The sequence below is a fragment of the Dehalococcoidia bacterium genome, from assembly GCA_021295915.1.
Taxonomy (GTDB): domain Bacteria; phylum Chloroflexota; class Dehalococcoidia; order Lucifugimonadales; family UBA1123; genus VXRN01.
Genome location: JAGWBK010000046.1, coordinates 1 through 20393 on the forward strand (window position 1 = coordinate 1; position 20393 = coordinate 20393).

The window sequence follows — 20393 nt, forward strand, 5'->3', positions numbered from 1 at the left end:
TTTCGCCCCGATCATCGTGTTGGCGACTCTCGGTGTTGGCGAGGCCATCGTGGTTGTAGCAGCCCTTGGCTTCCTAGGCCTGGGTGCACAACCGCCTACCCCCGAGTGGGGAGCAATAGCTTCAGACGGACGCAACTTCCTCCGACAAGCATGGTGGATAACTACATTCCCTGGGATCGCCATTATGCTGACGGTGCTCGCACTCAACATCGTGGGGGATGCGCTGCGTGACTCGCTCGACCCGGTGATACGGAGACGGATGTAAATTCAACCGGGTGAAAGAGATTGACAACTATCACATTGCAAGGAGAGCACCGTGCAGATGCCCATCTCGCCCAGCCACATCTACGAGTTGACCACAGTCTCACACCCTTCACTATCACCTGATGGTTCTAGGCTGGTATTCACCAAGTCCACAGTCGATCGGGAACAGATAGAGACCCGATCCCAGACAATGATGATGTCACTGCCGGACGGAGAACCGATACCTTTCACGCACGGTGATCAGGATATTGCTCCGCGCTTCGCTCCGGATGGAAGCACTATCGCATTTATCAGGACCGAGGCTGACGGTAGCAAACAGCTACGGCTGATCGCGGTGTCAGGAGGAGAGTCCAGGCAGCTTACTGACGTGAGTAGAGGTGTCGAGGAGTATTCGTGGTCCCCCGACTCCCGGTACCTGGCATTCACGTCCGACGTTGACCCCAATCGACCTCCCGATGACCACGATCATAGTAAACGTCCCCAGGTAAGGGTAGCCCGACGCATCCGATATCGAAGCGACCCTATGGGCTGGCGCGGAGATGCCTTCCGTCAGCTCTTTGTCGTCGATGTACAGACAGGGGCAACACGCCAGATAACCGACGGCGAGGGCGAAGTGTTCGCACCTGAGTGGTCTCCAGACGGCGCCAACTTGGCGTTCATCTCGGACAGGTCATCTGATCGGGACAACTCATGGAACGCAGAGGTCTACGTTATCTCCGCTGACAACGGGGAACCTCAAGAGTGGACTCATGGTCTGTATTGCTTCAGTCAGAGCATACTCTACGGGGCACTTACATGGTCCCCAGACGGCGACAAGCTCGCTGTGATCGGAAACGATGACGTAATTGGCGACCCACGTCAGACATGTCTGTTCGTTGCTGAGAAAGGCGGACAGCCTCAGGCAGTCACTGACGGAGAGTACACACCAGTTCTTCCGATGAGCGAACTCCGCTGGACGCATAACGATCGAATACTGGTAGTCGCTGACCGTCACGGTGAGTCTTACCTGTGTCGTATCAATCCTAATGATTCTGGCATGGACATAGTCTCAGGCGGTGGTGTTCAGTACACAGCAGTCAGTTTCGACTCAACTGCAGAACACGCGGTCGTTGTCGCCTCAAGCTCGCGGTCCTCAGGAGACCTGTATCTCGTGGATACAGGAGGTGGGGACGTGACCCAGCTCACCGATTACAACCGACAGTACTTCACAGAACACCCTCCCGCCATAATGGAGAAATTCACCCTTGAGAGGGGCGGAATGCAGATACAGTCGCGGGTCTCATTTCCCCCAGCATTCGACCCCTCACAGCTTTACCCTCTGATCGTGGATATCCACGGCGGCCCACAGGGCAGATTCTCCGATTCCTTTGATCCGCGACAGGAGGTCCTGGCTACAGCCGGGTACATAGTGCTTGCTGTGAATCCCAGGGGGTCCTCGTCTTATGGACCCGACTTCGCGAGGGCAGTCTTGAGAGACTGGGGCGGTGAGGACTACCTGGACATCATGGCTGCTGTGGATGAACTGTGTGACAGGCCATACGTGGATTCCGAACGGCTGGGAGTCAATGGGTACAGCTACGGCGGGTTCATGTCCAGCTGGACTGTTGGACACACCACACGGTTCAAAGCTGCCGTCGTCGGCGCTCCGTGTATCAATCTGCTCAGCATGTATGGCACATCAGACATTGGAACGAGCTTCGGCGAGACACAATGGGGAGGGACGTCTGTGGAGGGGATCGATAGACTCCTGGAACACTCGCCGTTAACCTATGCACCCAATGTGGAGACTCCTGTTCTCCTTATGCATGGTGAAGAAGACTATCGCTGTCCAATCGAGCAGAGCGAACAATACTTTGTGGCACTCAAGCGGCTGGGCAGAGAGGTAGAGTTCGTACGCTTCCCCGGCTCCGCACACGGCTTCCTTCTTGACGGGCACCCGAGCCTGCGCGAGGGGTATCTAAGTCGTATGCTCGCATGGTTCGATAGACATTTAGGTGAGACTTCTTGAGCAAAGCCCTTAGACGTTCAATGAAAGTCTGTCGATGTGAATCGAACCAGGGACCTTGGCATAGGATCTTACGGCTCGGGGGGTCTGTGGGTGTGCCAGTCGGTGGCTTGCTCGTAGGCGTGGCCTGCTCGGCATAGGAGCTGCTCGGACAGGTGCTTGCCGACTAGCTGAAGGCTCAGGGGCAGTCCGTCTGAGCTGAAGCCGCACGGAACTGAGATCGTCGGGGCGCCGTTGTAGTCGTATGGCACCGTGAACCTCTGAAATGCCGAACCGCGCCGGGTGTCCATCTCGCCGTAGAGCATCTCGGGAGTGACCGGGTACGCTGGGCCGATGGTCGAGGGGCACGCCATCAGGTCGATGTCCTTGAACGCCTCCCTGATGAGGCCGTTGCACTCGGCGCGCATGTTGTTCGCCTCGGCGTAGTCGGCTCCGGCCTTGGCCGCACCCATGTCGAGCCATCCCCTGAACCACGGGCCGTAGTCGTCGCGGCGGTCAGGGTAGTTCTCGCGGTGGGCTGCGACGGCCTCGGCGGAGCACAGCACCGGCCACGCGGGGAGATACCTGTCGACGTCGGGCATCTCGATCTCGACGATCTCCGCTCCGAGTTCGCTGAGAACTTCTATGCCGTTGAGCACGGCTGCGGTCAGCTCTGGGTCGACCTGGTCCGAGATGTGGCTGAGGTCGTAGCCAATCCTGACGCCCTCGATGCCATCGGCTATTCCGTCCATGTAGTCCGGGACAGGATCGGAGAGCGAGGTTGGATCGTTGGGATCGTAGCCAGCGATGGCCTGGAGCATTACTGCTGAGTCAGCGACGCTACGAGTCATCGGGCCGACGTGGTCCAGCGACTCGGCGAGTGCCAGCACTCCGTAGCGGCTCACCCTGCCCCACGTCGGCTTGATGCCGACGATGCCGCACGCTGCGGCCGGGAAGCGGATGGAGCCGCCGGTGTCGCTGCCGAGAGAGCCATAGCACAGTCCGGCTGCTGTCGCCGCGCCGGAGCCGCTCGACGATGAGCCGGTCCAGCGGTCGTTGTTCCACGGGTTGAGGGGGATCTGAAGTGCTGGATTGTAGCCGCCCATCGCGCCTTCGGTCAGGTTGAGCTTGCCAAGCAGCACGGCTCCGGCGGCCTCGAGCTTGGCCACGACGGTCGAGTCGAACGATGGAACGAGATCGGCGTTTACCTTCGAGCCACCCATCGTGCGGACGCCCGTGGTGAAACACAGGTCTTTTACAGCGATGGGAACTCCGTGGAGTGGGCCCTTGTACTCGCCTGCAGCGATCTCCTCCTCGGCACGCCGAGCACTGCCGATGGCGTGGTCTGCCATCACGGTCGCGTAGCTCTTCAGGTGGCCGTCCAGGTTGTCGATGCGGTCGAGCTGTGCCTGGGTGGCATCGACGGGCGAGAGGTCGCCTGATCTGATGCGATCGGCCAGTTCGGTGATTGTCAGATAGTGAAGTGGAGTTTCAGGCATTGGTTACTGCCCCCAACCTAGCGTCCGGTTCCAAGTGGTACTTACTGTTCAATTTATGACTGCATAAATGGCAGGGAAAGTGGTTTCACCCTCACCCCAACCCTCTCCCTGAGGGAGAGGGGGTAGGTAAACTGACAATTCGTTCGTTCCCGGATCAAGTCCGGGACGGGCTCTGAGCTTGTCGAAGGACACCCCTATCCCCTGGATTCCGGGCGGGTACCTACCCCTATAAGCCCTGAGGGAGAGGGGGTAGATAGAGTCCCTTCTCCCATTAAGGGAGATGAGATGTTTACGCTATCCCGCGACCATTGGGTAGACGTGGCGGCTACGCGACAGCTCTCCGGGGAGCTGCGAGCCGGTCCAGGAGTCGCCGCCGTCGGTGCTCTCGTAGAAGTGGCCGTAGCCGGTGACACAGAACACGTTCGACGGCGCGGCGCGGTCGATCGCGATCTGGAACATACGACTCGGAGGCGTGTCGCCGATGTCGAGTCTCTGCCAAGTCTCGCCTATGTCCTGGCTCCTGAACAGCGCACCCGCTTCCTGCGTGCCTGCGGGAGCACCTCCGCCACCTGCGCCTGCGGCGAGGTACAGCGTCTTCGGGTCGTCTGGAGCTACGATCAGCCCGCGGCAGTAGGAGCCGCCAGGGAACATCTCGCCGAATCGAATGTGCTCCCAGTGGGTGCCCCGGTCACGGCTCCTGAACATCGCCACCTGGGCGATGATGAACACGGTGCCGGGCGCAGCTGAGCTGATCTGGACGCCGTGCAGATCGACGGTGTGGTTCTCGGTGTAGAGGCCGTCGGTGATGGAGTCCCAGCTATCACCCCCGTCCCTGCTGGCCAGCAGTCCTCCGACCTCGACAGAGGCGTACATGTCAGACGGGTCTGACGGGTCGGCAGCGATGCCGATGACGCGCTTCGCCAGCGGCTGCATGTAGGTCGTGACGTTGGGATAATTTATGCGGTCGGTGTTCATCTGCGTCCAGGACTCGCCGCCGTCTTCGGTCCTGGAGATCGAGCACGGCTCGTAGCCGGCGTAGATGACGTTGGGATCGTTCGGGTGGAACGCCAGGGACCACACGTCCATGCCGTCGCCGGGAGACTGGAGAGCCTCCCAGTGGTCGCCGCGGTCGCCGCTGCGATAAACACCGTGCTGCGTTCCAGCGTAGATGACAGCGGGATCGTCTGGATGCACGAGGAGCGTCCTGACCTGTGGCTCGTCGGGAAGTCCGTTCGTTATGCTCACCCACTCGTCATCGCCCTCGACGCGCCTGAGCATTCCGCCGTCTGCGATGTTTTCACCTTCGCCCGCCAGTCCAACGTAAACGTGAGTTCGATGCCCGTTTGATGCCATTGTGGTCCTCCTCTTGCCCGCCGCGGCGGGTCCTCTGTCCTCCCATGATGTCGGCAACTACTGTGTTTCAGGGGGTCTTTCCATACTAGATCAACGCTCACCCTACCCTCTCCCTTAGGGAGCTAACAGGGGTAGGGAGACCGACAATTCGTTCGTCCTGAGCTTGTCGAAGGACACCCCTATCCCCTGGATTCCGGCCTCCGCCGGAATAACGATTTGCGAATACCTACCCCTGTCAGCCCTTAGGGAGAGGGGGCCTGTTGGCTGGTACTCATGCCCGTAAGCCCTGAGGGAGAGGGGACTTTTACGCCCAGTGACGTAAGACTAGTCGACCGGGATGGCGACTGAGACTCTTGGTGTGTCGCTGACCGCATGGGTGGTGTGCCCCTGGCCGGTCAGATCGTCGGCCAGCATCACGTTCCCGGCGCCGAAGCGGCGGAGGGTGCCGTCGCCAAGGCCGATCTCAACCTCGCCGGACAGCGTGATGATGAACTGACGTCTCGGTGCAACATGCCAGTCGATGAACTTGCCGGGCTCGTCGTGCCTGAACATGACGCCGGTGGCGTCCTTCAGCTCGCCCCAGGGATACTCACCGACGTCCATATCCAATTCTTCGAAGTGTGATTGACCGTCGTCGCCCGTATAGAGTCGCGTAATCATGGATGTCCTCCGACATTTCGGTTACGACCCCGTATCTGCGTACGGGGTGACGTTCCCTATACTACAACGAGCGACTCCTATTGGGAATCGTGGCGAGGCGGGGGAGCCTGAGTCAGTTTGGTAGGCAGCGTTTTCACCCTCACCCTAACCCTCTCCCTGAGGGAGAGGGGACTCTGAATTCCGCAGGGAGGCACGCCATCAAATTGATACAGCTTCGAGGCGGAGCTACGGAATGGGCACGGATACGGACAGCCTGGGCTCGTCTCCCACTGTCCGCGTGGTGTGACCCTGACCGGTCAGATCGTCGGCAAGCAGCACCGAGCCGGGGCCGAACTGCCGGAGCGTCCCGTCAGCGATGCCGACCTCCATCGCGCCGGACAGCGTAATGACGAACTGCCTGCGAGGCGCGTTGTGCCAGTCGCTGAACGACCCGATCTGCGACCTGTTGAAGATCACGCCGGTGGCGTCCCTAAGCTCGCCCCAGGGAAACGGCCCGCTCTCCATGTCGAGCTCTTCGAAGTGCGACTGTCCATCGTCGCCGGTATAGATTCGTACAATCATGCTTCGCCCCAATGTGTGATGTGGGGGACATGGTACAACAGGGGGCGACGAGGGTGAGTGGGTGCGTCATACGCAGACGGCGAGAAATCCCGAAGTCAGACTGAAATAATGTTCAATCCGCGAAGGCGCGTGAAATGCCTCCGATTGTTAGTGAGCAAGGTAAGGTCATATCGAATCGCAGTAGCGCCAATCAAAATGTCGAAGTCGCCGATGCTGATTCCTTCAGCCCTCAACCTTCCTCGTTCCATCGCGAATAACCGACAGATCTCATCATCCAGGCTCACAACATCGACACCACTGAGGAAGTCCTGCAGTGAGCGTTCGTTACCAGATGGGTTTGTAGAATAAAACACTCCCTGGTAGAGCTCGGCCATGGATACGATGCTCAACCCAAGTCCATGCGGAGCTAGTTGCTCAACGCGTGCAGTAATTGGGGCAACGCCGTGGAGAGCGTGAATCACCCAGTCAGTGTCCAAGAGATATCGCACTTACTCTAGATCCTCGGTTCTGGTCGAGAGCCTGTCAGTCGGTCAGAATAGATATTCCCTAGAAGTTCTTCGGGATCATGGGTGCCCTTCCATGCCCCCATCGCCGACTTGAATCTCGCGGTCAGATCATTGACCGAGAGCATCGGGTCGACGTCGACAGTTATGAGAACCTCGGAGTCTTCTTCGAGATCAAGTCTTTCCAGGGGCTTCAACACGCCACCGGTGAACTTCGCTTTTATGGTCTTGGGCATTTCGTCACCTATCACCAGGGTACAGCCGTTGTCTATGGATATAAGTCCTTATGTCCAGGACATGCTGGCAGCCCGGCCAGGGTTCGAACCTGGGCTAGAGGTTCCAAAGACCTCTGTGCTACCACTACACCACCGGGCTGAGCGGGGGAGACTGTCGAAGATCGAGGATGGGGATTTCGACCGTCGCTGGCGGGCTACGGCAGGTCCATGCGTTGGTCGGACTGGATCAGTCCCATGTCGCAGCCTGCCTGGTAGAGATTGATCGACCAGCCCGCACCAAACACCGTGGGCGTTATGACCCGAGGGTCGTCCGGATTCCACATCCGCTGCCGCACGCGGTCGATCGTCGGAACTCGAAAGTCGAACGGGATGCCGTAGTAGCGTCCGTGCGACTTCCCCTCGCGGTAGGCGTGGACTGCGGTGGCCGCAAAAGCGGCGGCTATGGTGACCTGTACAATCTTGCCGAACATGCTCATGTCTTCCGTTTAGAACTGCGATTAAACTATAGCGCAGTTGCGAGGCGGCTGTCAGCGGACGGTCGAGGGTCTGCTAGAATCCGATCCATTCACGATAACCTGGAGGCGAAAGCTGTGAGTGGACGACTGGCGCTAGTAGGCGGAGACGAGTTCAGAGCAAGCTGTGAGTCGATGGATGTGGCCATACTCGCGGCAACAGGAGTCGCCGCACCTGTCGTGCTGATCGTGCCGACTGCGGCTGCCTTCGAGAACCCGGCACGAGCGGCGGACAATGGAGTTCGACACTTCCGGGCGCTCGGCGCCGACGCCAGACCCCTGATGGTGCTGGACCATGACGACGCGATGGACGCCGGGACCGCGGCGGAGGTCGAGTCCGCCGACGTCGTGTACCTGACCGGCGGCAATCCTGCACACCTGCTCGACACGCTCCGGGACTCGCTGCTGCTGGACGCCATTCAGAGCAGACTGGACAGCGGCGGGACCCTCGCGGGATCGAGCGCCGGAGCGATGGTCATGGGGAGCTGGATGAGGTTCAGGGGAGAGTGGACGCGAACGCTCGGGATCGCTGCAGGCATCGCCACGCTTCCCCATCACGATAGGGCGGACCCGGATACGGTAGTCGAAGAGCTGGGTTCTGCACCTGACGACCTGACGGCTGTGTTCGGAGTCGACGGGGCCGCGGGTGCGCTGAGTGGGACGGATGGGTGGACTGCGCTGGGGGATGGACGTGTGACTGTCTACGAGGGTGGCGGCTGGAGGCGGTACGAGGACGGTGAGAGTTTTAGTATCGATGCCTTGTGATGGGAGTCGGCCTATTCACCCTCACCCCAACCCTCTCCCATCAAGGGAGAGGGGGTAAGTACTCGCAAACCGTCATTCCCGCGAAAGTGGGAATCCAGGGGCCGGGGGTGTCCTTCGACAAGCTCAGAGCCCGTCCCGGACTTGATCCGGGAACGAACGAATTATCAGTTTACCTACTCCTGTAAGCCCATCAAGGGAGAGGGGGTGTTTAAGACGGTCACAGCTTCAGCGTCGATTGACCCGTCTGGATGGCGTTCATATAATCGTCTAGCCCGATACAGAGAGCAAGCACCCACACACAGAAAACACCTCGGAGAATGCAAATGGCAGGAGCCAACCTCAGCCCGTCAGCGATCATCAATCAGTTCAAGAAGAACGAGGTCTCGCACGTCGTGTGGCTGCCAGACACCGAGACCAACTTCATGTACAACCAGATCATCGCGGACGATGACCTTCAGCTGGTGCCCATCTGCCGTGAGGGAGAGTCCATGCCCATCGCGGCCGGTCTGTGGATCGGCGGCAAGAAGCCGGTGGTACTGATTCAGAACACGGGGATGTTCGAGGCTGGCGACTCCATACGCGGCATGGGAATCGATTTGGGCATTCCGATGGTGATGATGGTGGGATACCGTGGCTGGATGGGCGAGGGCGGCGAGATGACCGACTCCGCCGGCGTGTTCACCGAGCCGATCCTCAATGCGTGGGGCATCGACTACTACATGGTCGAGACCGACGATGACGTCGAACAGATCTCAGAAGCGTTCGATCACGCTGAGCGAGAACAGACGCTGGTAGCGTGCCTGCTCGGCGCCGAGTACGGCTAGGCAGGCAGGGCGCAGCGCTGCACCCGTAAAGGGGTCTTTACACGAACGGGCAACCTGAGAGTGCCAGACCGTACACCCTCTCTTCCAAAGCCGTCTGCAGAAGGCCCTAACTAAAGTTCGACTCCATGTCGAGCACCTTGTCGAGGCGTCGCTGGAAGCGGTCTGCTGGGTCGAACTCGGCTGACAGGAACGCCGTCGCCAGCTCCTTGGCAACTTCTATCCCGACTATCCGCGCTCCGAGGCACAGTACGTTCATGTCGTCGTGCTCGACGCCCTGGTGTGCCGAGTAGGTGTCGTGACACACGCTCGCGCGGATGCCCTTGACCTTGTTGGCGGCGACTGACGCGCCGACGCCGCTGCCGCAGATCATGATCCCGCGATGGGCTTCTGTGGAGACGACGGTCTCGGCGACTGCCTTGGTGAAGTCGGGGAAATCGTCGGCCGGATCGAGCTCGTGGGCGCCGACGTCGACTACCTCGTGACCGAGGGACTCAACGAACCCCTTCAACTCGTCCTTCAGAGCGTATCCGCCGTGGTCTGCTCCTATGGCGACGCGCATGATTGCCTCTCCCCGTGTGGTATCGTTGGCTGAAGTGTAGGAAGCCCAGCCGCAAAGCGTCAACCCGGTCGGTGGCTGGACATTTCGAATGTCACCCCATCAAGCGGGTACGTTCGTGGTGAGCCTGTCGAACCATGAACGGACGGCCCTTCGACAGGCTCAGGGCGAACGGCAAGATTGGCACTACGCGGGTAGTCAAAGGATCCTGGAGGCAGGCCCATGAAGATCACAGACGTAGAAGTCATCGTCCTGGAGCACAACTGGGGTCCGCCTGAGGAAGGGGTCAATCGGGAGTGGCCGCTGATGCTCGTTCACACGGACGAGGGTATCAGCGGACTCGGCAGGGGCGGCGATCCAGCCATAGTGAGAAACGAGCTCGCGCCGCTGCTGATCGGGCAGGACCCGCGCCGGACCGCCATGCTGTGGCAGAAGATGTACGACCACGCGTGGAGGTTCCGCGGACCAGATAGGGCGGCCTTCACATCGATTGGAGCGCTCGACATCGCTCTCTGGGACATCGTCGGCAAGGCCTCCGGTCAGCCGGTATGGAGACTGCTGGGAGGGTACACAGACCGCGTCGAGGTGTACGCGGACGGCATCGGGTACGTTGACGAAGACCCGGAGACCGTCGCTGGACTCGTGAAGAAGCACGCGGACGAGGGCTACTCGCACGTCAAGTTCCACCTGAGCGGCTACGACGACGATGTCGCACTGGAGAAGGTGCGACTCGCGCGGGAGGCCGTCGGGCCGGACGTGCGCATCATGCTCGACGCTCACCGGATGTGGCACGGCACGGTAGCGGCTGAGATGGCTCGGAAGTTCGAGCCGTACAAACTGTACTGGATCGAGGAGCCTGTGCGCGGAGACGACGAGCCGCGCTTCTACAGCATGGTGCGGGAGGCGACGAGTGCGATGGTCGCAGGCGGCGAAGGCGACGGCACTCTCGGGGGAGCCCGCCGACTCATCACAGAGGGCGGTCTGCAGCTACTGCAGACGGACATCATCATCGGCGGCGGCTACACCGGTCTGCTGCGGTTCGCCGCGCTGGCCCATGCACACCACGTCCCTATCGCGCCACACGGAGCGCAGTACCCGGATCTGAGCAGCCACCTCGTCGCCGCAGTCCCCAACGGACTCATCATCCCTGCCTGCCCTGACGTCGAGCCATACGAGATCTGGTCGAAGCTGTACAGTCCACGGCTGGAGATCAACACCGGCGTGATTGAGATGTCAGACAGGCCGGGCCTGGGGCTGGACCTCGACTGGGACTTTGTGGATGGGCATCGCAAAGAATCCTAAACAACTCCCTGCGTCCCCTCCAGGGCAATCGCATCTATTGGGCAAGCGCGGCATCGAAAATCCCCTCTCCCTCAGGGAGAGAGCTAGAGCCTGCCCCGGACTTGATCCGGGGGTGAGGGTGAAATGTTCACCTACCAAACTGGTACAGCATCGACATTTATCCTGGCCTTCGACAAGCAACATGGAGAACAATAACCCGGATGGCTGACATGACCTTCCAAGATGCCGAAACCGACCCTAACAACCAACTTCTGAACCGGGCGCTGCCTGCAATAGCTCGGCTGGAAGCCTCCCTGGCTTACGAGCGCGAGGCACTGCGTTTGGCCCTCCATTCAGCGACCCTTCTGAATGCTCTTGACGACCTCAGCCGTGCGGTCGCCGACGAGCGCGAGCGGCTGGACGCCATTGATCTTATCGCCCCTCACAGGTGGGACTACGAGGAATTCCACTCCAGGATCATCGGATGGCTTCTAGACCCATCGGCTCACCACCGGCAAGCCGAGTGCTTCATCGCCGCCCTGCTCAAGGCTACAAGGGCTCCACAAGAGATGCTCGATGCGGATTGGAGCGCCGCCCAGGTCTACCGGGAGTGGAAGAACGTCGTAGCAGGAAAGGTGGGCTACCTGGACATCCTGATCCTGAACCAGGACTGCCACAGTCTCATCGCCATCGAGAACAAGACCCGCTCTCAGGAGCACAGCAACCAGCTCACCCGCTACCGCCGCGCTCTGGCCAATGATTATCCTGACTTCACCAGGCATCACATCTTCCTATCCCCCGATGGCTTCCCGCCCAACGAGGAACGAGATCAGAAGCACTGGCAACCGGCAAGCTACTCCGCCATACACAGCGCGATCAAGGGAGTCTTGGAGACAGGTGGCGTCTCGGATCCCGACGCGAAGGCCCTGCACTTCTCTTCTTCCAGCTCCGGTTCGACAACTATAAGGAGCCTCACTTCAAGAACACGCCCTACTTCGATAAGAAGCCATATCTTGATCTAGGACTCTCGAAAGGTAACTCCGAAAACGCCGAGATCCGGAAGATCCTCCTTGATGCCGTCAAGCGATACCCCGATGTCTTCAAACCCACCAGCTATGTCCACACTGACGACTGGATGACCCTTCATGAGGAACCGGACTATATCCTCGAACCGGACGACTATAGTTTAGGCTGGGACGATGGCGCTGCCCGGTGCAAGATCGAAGCTTGGATCGACAAATTCGCCGTCGAGCAGTTTCCCGAAATGAACCGCATCATCGTCGACTGCCTGAGGCGGCATCAAGATACCTGCGCCACTTAAACCATATTCTCATTGGCTGACTCAATAGCAGCAGTGGTCCAGCCCGGCATACTCTGAGACAACACCAGCGTCCTCATTGACGTGATGAACGTACGTTTCGATGGCGTCAAGATCAGCCACCGACTCACCGCCGCAAGGCTGCTCACCATCTACGCACACGAAGATGGCGACGACCCCGACTTCGACCCATACCCCGCAGCACTCAATGATGACTACTTCAAGTCATACACCGGCTGCAAGGACCCCGAATGCGAGGTCCACGGCGAATCCCCCGAGATCGACTTCGACCCCAACGACTTCCACTACTGACCCTCACGGGCCGTCCTTCCTGAATTGCGTCAAGGTGCTACAATCGGGGGCGCACTTTCAGGAAAGAGGTAAAGCCGTTGCCCGTAACCAGACTCGAAATCACCAGCGCAACTCCATTCGCCGGGGGACAGACCTTCGGAGACGTCGGAGCGTACACACACCTCAAGGGCACGGCCCACTTCGCGGTCGATCCGCTCCACGCCAATAACCAGACGATCACCGACCTGGAGTTGGCTCCACGCGACTCCGATGGCCGGGTGCGGTTCTCGTCGGACTTCGAGATGCTCCAACCTGCCGACCCGGACAGGGGACGGGGCAGCATCATCTTCGACGTCGTGAACCGAGGTCGCAAGACCATACTCGGCTTCAACAGCGCGCCAAGGGCGATGGACGCGGGCGCTCCGCTCGAGCCTGGAAACGGGTTCCTGATGCGCGAGGGCTACACCATCGTGTGGTGCGGATGGCAGAACGACGTTCCCGACGACCCGGACCTGATCGGCATGAACGTGCCCCAGGCGCTCAACCCAGACGGCACTCCGATCACCGGCAAGATCCTGCACCAGTTCCAGTGCAACGAGACCACCAACGTCTTCCTGCTGGCCGACCGGACTCACGTTCCGCACCCGCCCGCAGACCCCGACGAGGCCGGGGCGACGCTCATGGTCAAGGACCATCCCAATGAGCCCGCAACCGAGGTGATACCCAGAGACCAGTTCCAGTTCGTGCGTGTCGAGGACGAGCAGATAGAGCCTGACCTCAATCACGTCTACCTGAGAGGCGGGTTCGAGCCCGGTCGCATCTACCAGCTTGTGTACACCAGCGTCGGCAGCGAGATCGTGGGTCTCGGCATGGCGTCGGTGCGCGACATCGTGTCGTTCCTGAAGTACGAGAGCGAAGAGGACGGCAACCCCTGCGCTGGGACTATCGAGCGCGCCCACGCGTTCGGCGCGTCGCAGAGCGGTCGCTTCCTGCGCACGTACATCTACTACAACCTCAACAACGACGAGCAGGGCAGGATGGCGCTCGACGGCATCATCCCACACGTCGCAGGCGGAATGCGCGGAGAGTTCAACCTGCGCTTCGGCCAGCCGTCCAAGGACGTCTGCTATATCATCCCCGAGCTGTTCCCGTTCGCGGACACTGAGCTCACCGACCCGGTGACAGGCAACTCGGGCTCGCTGCTCACGCGGATGGAAGAGAGCGGCAACGTCCCGAAGATCATGTTCACCAACACGTCGGCCGAGTATTGGCGCGGTGACGCCGGGCTGATACACACCGATTTCGAAAACATGCGCGACGCCGAGGAGTCGGGGAACGTGCGACGCTACCACTTCGCTGGCACGATGCACGGGACGGGCACCTTCCCGCCGCAGAGCATCAGGGTCATGGACGGCCTCAAGGGGCAGCTTCCGTACAACGCCGTGGACTACTCTCCCCTGCAACGAGCGCTGCTGACCAACCTCGATAACTGGGTACGGGACGGGGTACCTGCACCGGCCTCCCTGCATCCAAGCCTCGACGACGGCACAGGGGTGGAGTCGTATACGTTGCGCGAGACGTTCGAGCGATTGCCGGGCGTCGATTTTCCTCCGAGAGTCACGCGCGCAATGCGACTGGACTACGGGGACGAAGCGCATCTGGGTCGGACCACCAAGCTGCCCGCCGAGCAGGGTGAGGAGTACCCGTCGGTCGTGTCGGACGTCGATGAAGACGGCAACGAAGTTGGTGGCATACGCCTGCCATCGGTCAGCGTGCCCCTCGCGACGAACACAGGCTGGAACCTGCGTCATCCGGACAACGGCAACCCGGACCTGGTCATTGGCATCACCGGAGGTCTAGCGGGATGGACAGTGCCGTTCCCCAAGACCGAGAGCGACCGCAAAGCGGCAGGCGACCCGCGAGTGTCCATAGAGGACAGATACAGGTCCAGGGACGCCTACGTCGAGCAGGTCAGAACCGCCGCTAGTGAGATGGTCTCAGAGGGGTACCTGCTGGAAGAGGACATCGAGCGCGAGGCCGATATGGCCGCCACCCGCTACGACTTCTGGATGAACGGCGGAGGGGGCTAAGCGCCGACTCGGCAGCAACCCCGACACTCGCATGAATCCTGTCACCAGAAGTATCAGCAGGAATGCCGTCCGGGGGTTGCTGGATGAGCTTGCTGCTGAGGACTGTGCCGTGACGGTGTGCGTGTCGGCGGAGACGCTTGGTGCGCGGGACTACGGCCACCTGCTGCCGGAGTCGGAGCCGGAGAGGTCTCAGGTTGCTGAGGCGCTGGCTGAAGGTGGGTCGAGCGACACCGGCGTCGCCGTGTTCGCCGCGCCGGAGAGGGTTGTGGCGGTCCAGCCTCCGTTTCCGTTGACGGTCGACGTCAGGGCGGCGGGTCTTGAGTCGAAGCCCATCCTGGAGGTGTTCAACTCTGAGCCGGTTGTCGGAATCGTGCTGCTCAGGCTTGGCAGGTACGCCATCGCCGTGCTGCGAGGCAACAAGCTGCTCGCGACCAAGACGGACACGCGATACGTCAAGAACAGGCACCGTAAAGGGGGCAGCTCGCAGCGCAGGTTCGAGCGCAGCCGCGAGCGCCTGGTCAGGGAGTTCTACGACACAACCTGCCGCATGACCCGCACCGTGTTCGAGCCGCACCTGCGGGACATCGACTACGTGATGCTCGGGGGTGAGAGGGGTACGCTCAACGGGTTCGTCAAACGCTGCCGGATGATGCGGGACCTGGAGTCGAAGACGCTGTCGCGCATTCTCCCTGTAGACAGGCCGAACCAGAAGGCGCTGGAGTCGATCTCGTACGAGGTTTGGAAGAGTCGCGTTACGTTCTGGTGACCGGGGCGCGGTCTACCACGCCGTATAGCCTCCGTCGACGGTTAGCGCGGTGCCGGTGACGTGGCGAGCGTCATCCGAGGCGAGGTACAGCGCGACGTTGGCGACCTCGCGCGGCTGACCTAGTCGTCCCATCGGGTGCAGCGAATTTAGCTTCTCGAGCATCTCCGGGTCTGAGGTCAGGCCACTCGTGAGATTGGTCTCGATGAACCCGGGGCAGAGACAGTTCACGCGGATGTTCCTTCGCGCGCTGTCCACGGCGAGGGTCTTGGTGAACTGGACCACGCCGCCCTTGGATGGCGGGTACGGGTTGAAGCCGCCGCCGATTCCGACCGGGTAGCCCACGAGGCCCATGACGGACGCGAGGTTGATGATCGAGCCGCCTCCGGCGCGCTCCATCGCAGGGACGGCGTACCAACTGACCATGTAGGTGCCCTTGAGGTTGACGTCGATCACACGCACCCAAGCCTCCTCGGGAGAGGCGCCCTCCAGGGAGGAGTGACGCGCCGTGAGACCGGCGCTGTTGACCAGCAGGTCGAGCTTACCGAAGCTCTCAACCGCGCTTGCGACCATCTTCTCAGCGTCAGCAGAGGCCGTCACGTCGCCGGTGAGCGAGACTGCCTGACCGCCTGCAGACGTTATCGCATCGACGGTCTCCTGCGCGCTGTCGCGAGTCAGATCGGCAGCTACCACGGCAGCTCCCTCCTCCGCAAACAGGATGGCGGTCGCCCGGCCTATTCCCGAACCCGCGCCTGTGATCAGCGCGACCTTGTCCTTCAGGCGCATACTTCAGAACCTCCGTCGGTCTCAGTGCTAGAATATCAGGCCCGATCCTCACGATGCAGGAGAACCCTCTTGCCTATCGCACGTCCCAAAAGCCTTGCTGAAGATGTTGGAGCACTTGAACGTGTCGTGGTGCTGGGCTCGTCCGGCTCCGGAAAGACCACGTTCGCAGAATATCTCGCGTCGAAGCTGGACGTTACACACGTCGAGTTAGACGCGTACCGTCACGGCCCAAACTGGACCGAGACCCCCGACGACATCTTCAGGAGCCAACTAGCCGAGGCGCTGTCAGACGACCGTTGGGTGGCCGACGGCAACTACAGCGTCGCCAGGGACGTCGTCTGGCCCAGGGCGACAGCGGTCGTCTGGCTCGACTACAAGTTCCCTGTCGTGTTCTGGAGGCTATGGTGGCGCACGATAGGACGCGGCGTGCGAAAGACCGAGCTGTGGAACGGCAACCGGGAGAGCCTCCGCGACCACTTCTTCACGAAGGACTCGCTCTTCCTGTGGATATTCAAGACCCACTGGTCGAGGAGCCGCAGGCTGATTGAGGCTTTCGACCAGCCTGAGTACGGACACCTGCAAGTGCTGCGCTTCCGCTCGCCCGGCCAGACGAAGAGATGGCTGAACTCGGTCGCTCGGTCGCAGTAGGGACGGGTTTGAAACCCGCCCCTACACGTCCATCATCTTGTCGGGAGTCATGAGCTCCATGAACTCGATGCGGTTGCCGGTCGTAAGCTCCCGGACCTGCCCGCCCACGTCATACACCTCGGGCGGGATTGAGTGCCCGCCGCGCATTGGCGACATCAGCGCCTCGTCGGTCCACTCCAGCACCACGACGTTGTTCTCGCCGGGGACCGTGCCGCCGTTGAAGTACACCTTGAACTCGCTGCGCTGGCCGGCGTCGTGGTAGATCTGGGCCTGCTTCTGGACGAGGCTCGCGACCTTTCGCGCTTCTCCGGGCTTGGTGTTGAATATCCTTCTTACCAGGTACATAATTTCGCTCCTAACTGGGTTTTGCTTTAACCCAGACATGATACCTAATTCGGCGATGTGACGGTGGTAAACTACTGAACGCAATGGACCATCCCGCACAGCCACACCTGCATGCCAGTGGAGTTCACAAGAGCTTCGACACCGGCGACGGTCGAATCCACGTCGTAGATGACGTCACGCTCGAAGTTGCACACGGCGAGTTCATCTCGCTGCTCGGACCGAGCGGGTGCGGCAAGTCCACGCTGCTTAGGCTGGTCGCTGGCCTCGTCGAACCAGACTCTGGCATCATCACAATCGACGGAATGACTCCGGAGGCGGCACAGGCAGACAGGGAGATCGGGTATGTCCTACAGGAGCCGGCGCTGCTGCCGTGGAGGACCGTGGCCGCCAACATCCGCCTACCGTTGGACGTGGACCGGCGTCCAAAGTCCCTTCTCCCCTGGTGGGAGAAGGTTAGGATGAGGGGGAGTCGTTCCAACATTTTCACCCTCACCTCAATCCTCTCCCGTCAAGGGAGAGGAGGCCATAATGAGCCGACTCCGGAAAGACGCCCTGAAGTCGACGATTTGCTGACGATGGTGGGACTCGACGGCTTTGCCGACTACTACCCCCACCAGCTATCGGGTGGGATGCAGCAGCGCACTGCTCTGGCTCGGGCAATCGCCGTCGGTGCATCGCTGTTCCTGATGGATGAGCCGTTCGGCGCTCTCGACGAGATCACGCGGGCCTCCATGCGGTACGAGCTACTCAGGATATGGGAGGCCGACAGGAAGACGGTCGTGTTCGTCACACACAGCATCGCCGAGGCGGTGGCGCTGTCCGACAGGGTGGCGGTCATGTCGGCGCGTCCGGGGCGAATAGTGTCGGTCATCGACATCGACCTTCCGCGTCCCCGGTCGAGCGAGATGGAGCGGGAGCCTGACTTCCTCGCATACACGTCCCGCATCCACGACCTGCTGGCCCAGCGCCAGGGAATTTAGAATTAGGAATGAAGAATCTATCCTTCACCATTCGCAATTCTCAATTCTCAATTTATCTGCCAAAGTTGCCCGTGCTGCTCTACACACTGCCGCCTGCGGTCGCGCTGATAGCCGTTGGGGTGATCTGGGAAATCTGGACGAGGGCTTCCAACACCCCCGAGTACATCATCCCGGCGCCATCTGTGATATTCGCGCGGCTCTTCGAAGACCCGGGCTTCTTCGCCGGACACGGCATGGTCACGCTGGTGGAGGCTATCGGCGGATTCCTGCTTGGAACGGCAGTCGCTCTGATCGGTGCAACGCTCATGGCGCACTCTCGCATAATCGAGCGCAGCCTTTACCCGCTGGCGATACTGGTGAAGGTTACGCCGGTGGTGGCGGTCGCGCCGCTCTTCGTGATCTGGTTCGGATTCGGGCCCTTCCCGAAGATCCTGATTGCCGCGCTCATCACGTTCTTCCCAGTGCTGGTCAACGGCGTAACCGGCTTCAGGTCGGTCGACCCCGGCGCGCTGGACTTCATGAGATCGATTCGAGCATCGCGACGGCAGGTGTTCATGCTCCTGCGCGTCCCAAGCGCGACACCCTACCTGTTCGCCGCCTTCAGGGTGGCAGTCCCTCTCTCAGTCATCGGGGCAGTGGTCGGAGAGTGGTTCAGCGCAGACCGCGGACTCGGGAGCGTCATCATAGTTGCCCACAGCAACCTCGACATGCCTACGCTGTTTGCCGCCATCCTGGTGCTGTCCGTTATGGGCATCGCACTCACGATTTTGACATCGGTCTTGGAAAAGAGGGCTCTGTTCTGGCATGATGTTGAATTAGGGTCAGATAAGATTTAATAATCCTGGCAGGGCTTGCCATATATGTTCATTAAATATATTTATGTAGTCATAAGCTTAGGTGTTGCTGCGAGTCTGTTTCTCGCCGGATGTTCCTTCTCTTTCGGCGAGAGCGAGCCGGAGCCCATTACATTCATGGCCGGGTTCAGGCCACAGGCCAACCTGCCGTTCGTCGCGGCGTATGTCGCGCAGGAGAAGGGATACTTCGAGGAGCAGGGGCTGGACGTTAACATCCAGCACTCGACCGGCGAGCACCTCAACCTGCTCATGGCAGGAGAGGTCGACGTCACCACGGTTGACGGCAACTCCGTTCTTCAGCGGCGCGACGATCCCGGCCTGCCGATAGTGGCGATAGCGCTGTTCGGTCAGCGTGGTCAGCAGGCGTTCCTGGCGCTGTCGGACTCGGGCATCAGCACCCCAAAGGACTGGGAGGGCAGAACGTTCGGCTACAAGGTCACCATTCCCGTCGACTATCTGGCGATCCTGGAGGCTGAGGGCGTCGACCGTTCGCAGATCCAGGAGGTGCGGGTCGGGTTCGACCCCCGCGTTCTCACCGAGGGCCAGGTAGACGTGCTGGCGGCGTTCAAGTCCAACGAGCCAAACGTCATTCGCGGCCTCGGGTTCGACGTGAACATGTTCGACGCCGCCGACTACGGGGTGCCGACGCTCGGCCTCACCTACATCGTTCGGCAGGATCAGATCGATGACGACCCCGAAACCGTGGAGCGCTTCCTGAGGGCGACGATGAAGGGGTTGGAGTTTGCGGCCTCCAACACCGAGGAGACGCTCGACATAGTGCTCAAGTACGCAGAGGGCGCGGACCGCGAGCACATGCGCTTCATGCTCGCTGCAGAGTTCGCTGACGCCGTCTCGCCGCTCACCGACGCCAACGGCCTCGGGTGGATGAGCGAGGAGCAGTGGCAGGAGTTCCACGACTCGCTGCTCAAGTACGGCGCACTTCCCGGCTCACAGGACGTGAGCTCAGCGTTCACCGACGACTTCCTCGAGGACATCTACGAAGACGGCAAGGTAGAGTGGCCGTAGGGCGTCGTAGCTAGAGCTGCTTCCAAAGTCCCTTCTCCCAGGGAGAAGGCTAGAGCCTGCCCCGTACTCGATACGGGGATGAGGGGAAGTCTGAGTATTCACCCTCACCTCAATCCTCTCCCTGAGGGAGAGGAGGCTATTGAGAGACACCTTCAGGGTAAGCTCAGCCCTACCTCCACTGTTCAGCATTGTCCTCAGGCTCGTAGCCAATCAGATCGCGCGAGTTCGAGATGTCCCAGAAGCGCCAGGTGTTGTTGGAGACGCCGTAGAAGATCGCGAACCTGACCGAGTCCG

The 20393-nt window shown here is 60.7% G+C and carries 24 protein-coding genes and 1 tRNA gene; 14 read left to right on the plus strand and 11 right to left on the minus strand.

The window, feature by feature from the left end; all coding sequences use genetic code 11:
* Window positions 1-265, plus strand: a 265-nt coding sequence (locus J4G14_12255; protein MCE2458566.1) for a glutathione ABC transporter permease GsiD, incomplete at its 5' end; no start/stop codon positions are given.
* Window positions 266-316: 51 nt separating this feature from the next.
* Window positions 317-2272 (plus strand): S9 family peptidase, encoded by a 1956-nt coding sequence (locus J4G14_12260; protein MCE2458567.1) that lies wholly within the window; start codon window positions 317-319, stop codon window positions 2270-2272.
* A 68-nt stretch (window positions 2273-2340) separates the two neighbouring features.
* On the opposite strand, the gene J4G14_12265 is transcribed toward J4G14_12260, so the two are convergent.
* From J4G14_12265 to J4G14_12300, 8 genes are all read right to left on the minus strand, one after another.
* Window positions 2341-3747 (minus strand): amidase, encoded by a 1407-nt coding sequence (locus J4G14_12265; protein ID MCE2458568.1) that lies wholly within the window; start codon window positions 3745-3747, stop codon window positions 2341-2343.
* 294 nt (window positions 3748-4041) lie between these two features.
* Window positions 4042-5100, minus strand: a complete 1059-nt coding sequence (locus J4G14_12270) for a hypothetical protein (GenBank protein MCE2458569.1) — start codon at window positions 5098-5100, stop codon at window positions 4042-4044.
* Between the two features lie 324 nt (window positions 5101-5424).
* Window positions 5425-5760 carry a hypothetical protein gene (locus J4G14_12275; GenBank protein MCE2458570.1) on the minus strand — a complete coding sequence of 112 codons (336 nt, stop codon included), beginning with the start codon at window positions 5758-5760 and terminating at the stop codon, window positions 5425-5427.
* A 225-nt stretch (window positions 5761-5985) separates the two neighbouring features.
* A complete protein-coding gene (locus J4G14_12280) occupies window positions 5986-6321 on the minus strand; it encodes a hypothetical protein (GenBank protein MCE2458571.1) in 336 nt (111 codons plus the stop codon).
* 95 nt (window positions 6322-6416) lie between these two features.
* Entirely contained in the window at window positions 6417-6797 is a 381-nt protein-coding gene (locus J4G14_12285; protein ID MCE2458572.1) for a type II toxin-antitoxin system VapC family toxin, read from the minus strand.
* A 17-nt stretch (window positions 6798-6814) separates the two neighbouring features.
* A complete protein-coding gene (locus J4G14_12290) occupies window positions 6815-7060 on the minus strand; it encodes an antitoxin family protein (GenBank protein ID MCE2458573.1) in 246 nt (81 codons plus the stop codon).
* 65 nt (window positions 7061-7125) lie between these two features.
* Window positions 7126-7199: transfer RNA gene (locus J4G14_12295), tRNA-Gln, on the minus strand.
* A gap of 55 nt (window positions 7200-7254) precedes the next feature.
* A complete protein-coding gene (locus tag J4G14_12300; protein ID MCE2458574.1) occupies window positions 7255-7503 on the minus strand; it encodes a hypothetical protein in 249 nt (82 codons plus the stop codon).
* A gap of 147 nt (window positions 7504-7650) precedes the next feature.
* Between J4G14_12300 and J4G14_12305 the strand changes: the two genes are divergently transcribed.
* A complete protein-coding gene (locus J4G14_12305; GenBank protein MCE2458575.1) occupies window positions 7651-8337 on the plus strand; it encodes a Type 1 glutamine amidotransferase-like domain-containing protein in 687 nt (228 codons plus the stop codon).
* A gap of 323 nt (window positions 8338-8660) precedes the next feature.
* Window positions 8661-9161, plus strand: coding sequence for a hypothetical protein (locus J4G14_12310; protein MCE2458576.1), 501 nt, complete (start codon window positions 8661-8663; stop codon window positions 9159-9161).
* Window positions 9162-9267: 106 nt separating this feature from the next.
* Here J4G14_12310 and rpiB read toward each other — a convergent pair whose 3' ends face one another.
* A complete protein-coding gene (gene rpiB, locus J4G14_12315; protein MCE2458577.1) occupies window positions 9268-9720 on the minus strand; it encodes a ribose 5-phosphate isomerase B in 453 nt (150 codons plus the stop codon).
* 219 nt (window positions 9721-9939) lie between these two features.
* On the opposite strand from rpiB, the gene J4G14_12320 reads away from it, so the two are divergent.
* From J4G14_12320 to J4G14_12345, 6 genes are all read left to right on the plus strand, one after another.
* On the plus strand, window positions 9940-11019 hold the full coding sequence (locus tag J4G14_12320) for a mandelate racemase/muconate lactonizing enzyme family protein (protein ID MCE2458578.1): 1080 nt from the start codon (window positions 9940-9942) through the stop codon (window positions 11017-11019).
* A 200-nt stretch (window positions 11020-11219) separates the two neighbouring features.
* Entirely contained in the window at window positions 11220-12020 is an 801-nt protein-coding gene (locus J4G14_12325) for a PD-(D/E)XK nuclease family protein (protein MCE2458579.1), read from the plus strand.
* 113 nt (window positions 12021-12133) lie between these two features.
* Window positions 12134-12319, plus strand: a complete 186-nt coding sequence (locus J4G14_12330) for a hypothetical protein (GenBank protein MCE2458580.1) — start codon at window positions 12134-12136, stop codon at window positions 12317-12319.
* Window positions 12320-12403: 84 nt separating this feature from the next.
* Entirely contained in the window at window positions 12404-12628 is a 225-nt protein-coding gene (locus tag J4G14_12335; protein MCE2458581.1) for a hypothetical protein, read from the plus strand.
* Window positions 12629-12705: 77 nt separating this feature from the next.
* Complete coding sequence (locus J4G14_12340) at window positions 12706-14697, plus strand: hypothetical protein (protein ID MCE2458582.1); 1992 nt, start codon at window positions 12706-12708, stop codon at window positions 14695-14697.
* A gap of 31 nt (window positions 14698-14728) precedes the next feature.
* On the plus strand, window positions 14729-15463 hold the full coding sequence (locus tag J4G14_12345; protein ID MCE2458583.1) for a hypothetical protein: 735 nt from the start codon (window positions 14729-14731) through the stop codon (window positions 15461-15463).
* 12 nt (window positions 15464-15475) lie between these two features.
* Here J4G14_12345 and J4G14_12350 read toward each other — a convergent pair whose 3' ends face one another.
* Window positions 15476-16246 carry an SDR family oxidoreductase gene (locus tag J4G14_12350; GenBank protein MCE2458584.1) on the minus strand — a complete coding sequence of 257 codons (771 nt, stop codon included), beginning with the start codon at window positions 16244-16246 and terminating at the stop codon, window positions 15476-15478.
* A gap of 129 nt (window positions 16247-16375) precedes the next feature.
* Here J4G14_12350 and J4G14_12355 point away from each other — a divergent pair, with 129 nt between their 5' ends.
* Window positions 16376-16894, plus strand: a complete 519-nt coding sequence (locus J4G14_12355; GenBank protein ID MCE2458585.1) for an adenylate kinase — start codon at window positions 16376-16378, stop codon at window positions 16892-16894.
* Window positions 16895-16915: 21 nt separating this feature from the next.
* Here J4G14_12355 and J4G14_12360 read toward each other — a convergent pair whose 3' ends face one another.
* Window positions 16916-17239: a hypothetical protein gene (locus J4G14_12360; GenBank protein ID MCE2458586.1), complete on the minus strand. Its 324-nt coding sequence runs from the start codon at window positions 17237-17239 to the stop codon at window positions 16916-16918.
* Between the two features lie 83 nt (window positions 17240-17322).
* On the opposite strand from J4G14_12360, the gene J4G14_12365 reads away from it, so the two are divergent.
* The 3 genes from J4G14_12365 to J4G14_12375 all read left to right on the plus strand — a co-directional run bounded on the left by J4G14_12365 (window position 17323) and on the right by J4G14_12375 (window position 20099).
* Window positions 17323-18219: an ABC transporter ATP-binding protein gene (locus J4G14_12365; GenBank protein ID MCE2458587.1), complete on the plus strand. Its 897-nt coding sequence runs from the start codon at window positions 17323-17325 to the stop codon at window positions 18217-18219.
* 8 nt (window positions 18220-18227) lie between these two features.
* Window positions 18228-19055 carry an ABC transporter permease gene (locus J4G14_12370; GenBank protein MCE2458588.1) on the plus strand — a complete coding sequence of 276 codons (828 nt, stop codon included), beginning with the start codon at window positions 18228-18230 and terminating at the stop codon, window positions 19053-19055.
* A gap of 135 nt (window positions 19056-19190) precedes the next feature.
* Complete coding sequence (locus J4G14_12375; GenBank protein MCE2458589.1) at window positions 19191-20099, plus strand: ABC transporter substrate-binding protein; 909 nt, start codon at window positions 19191-19193, stop codon at window positions 20097-20099.
* The last annotated feature ends 294 nt before the right edge of the window (window positions 20100-20393 follow it).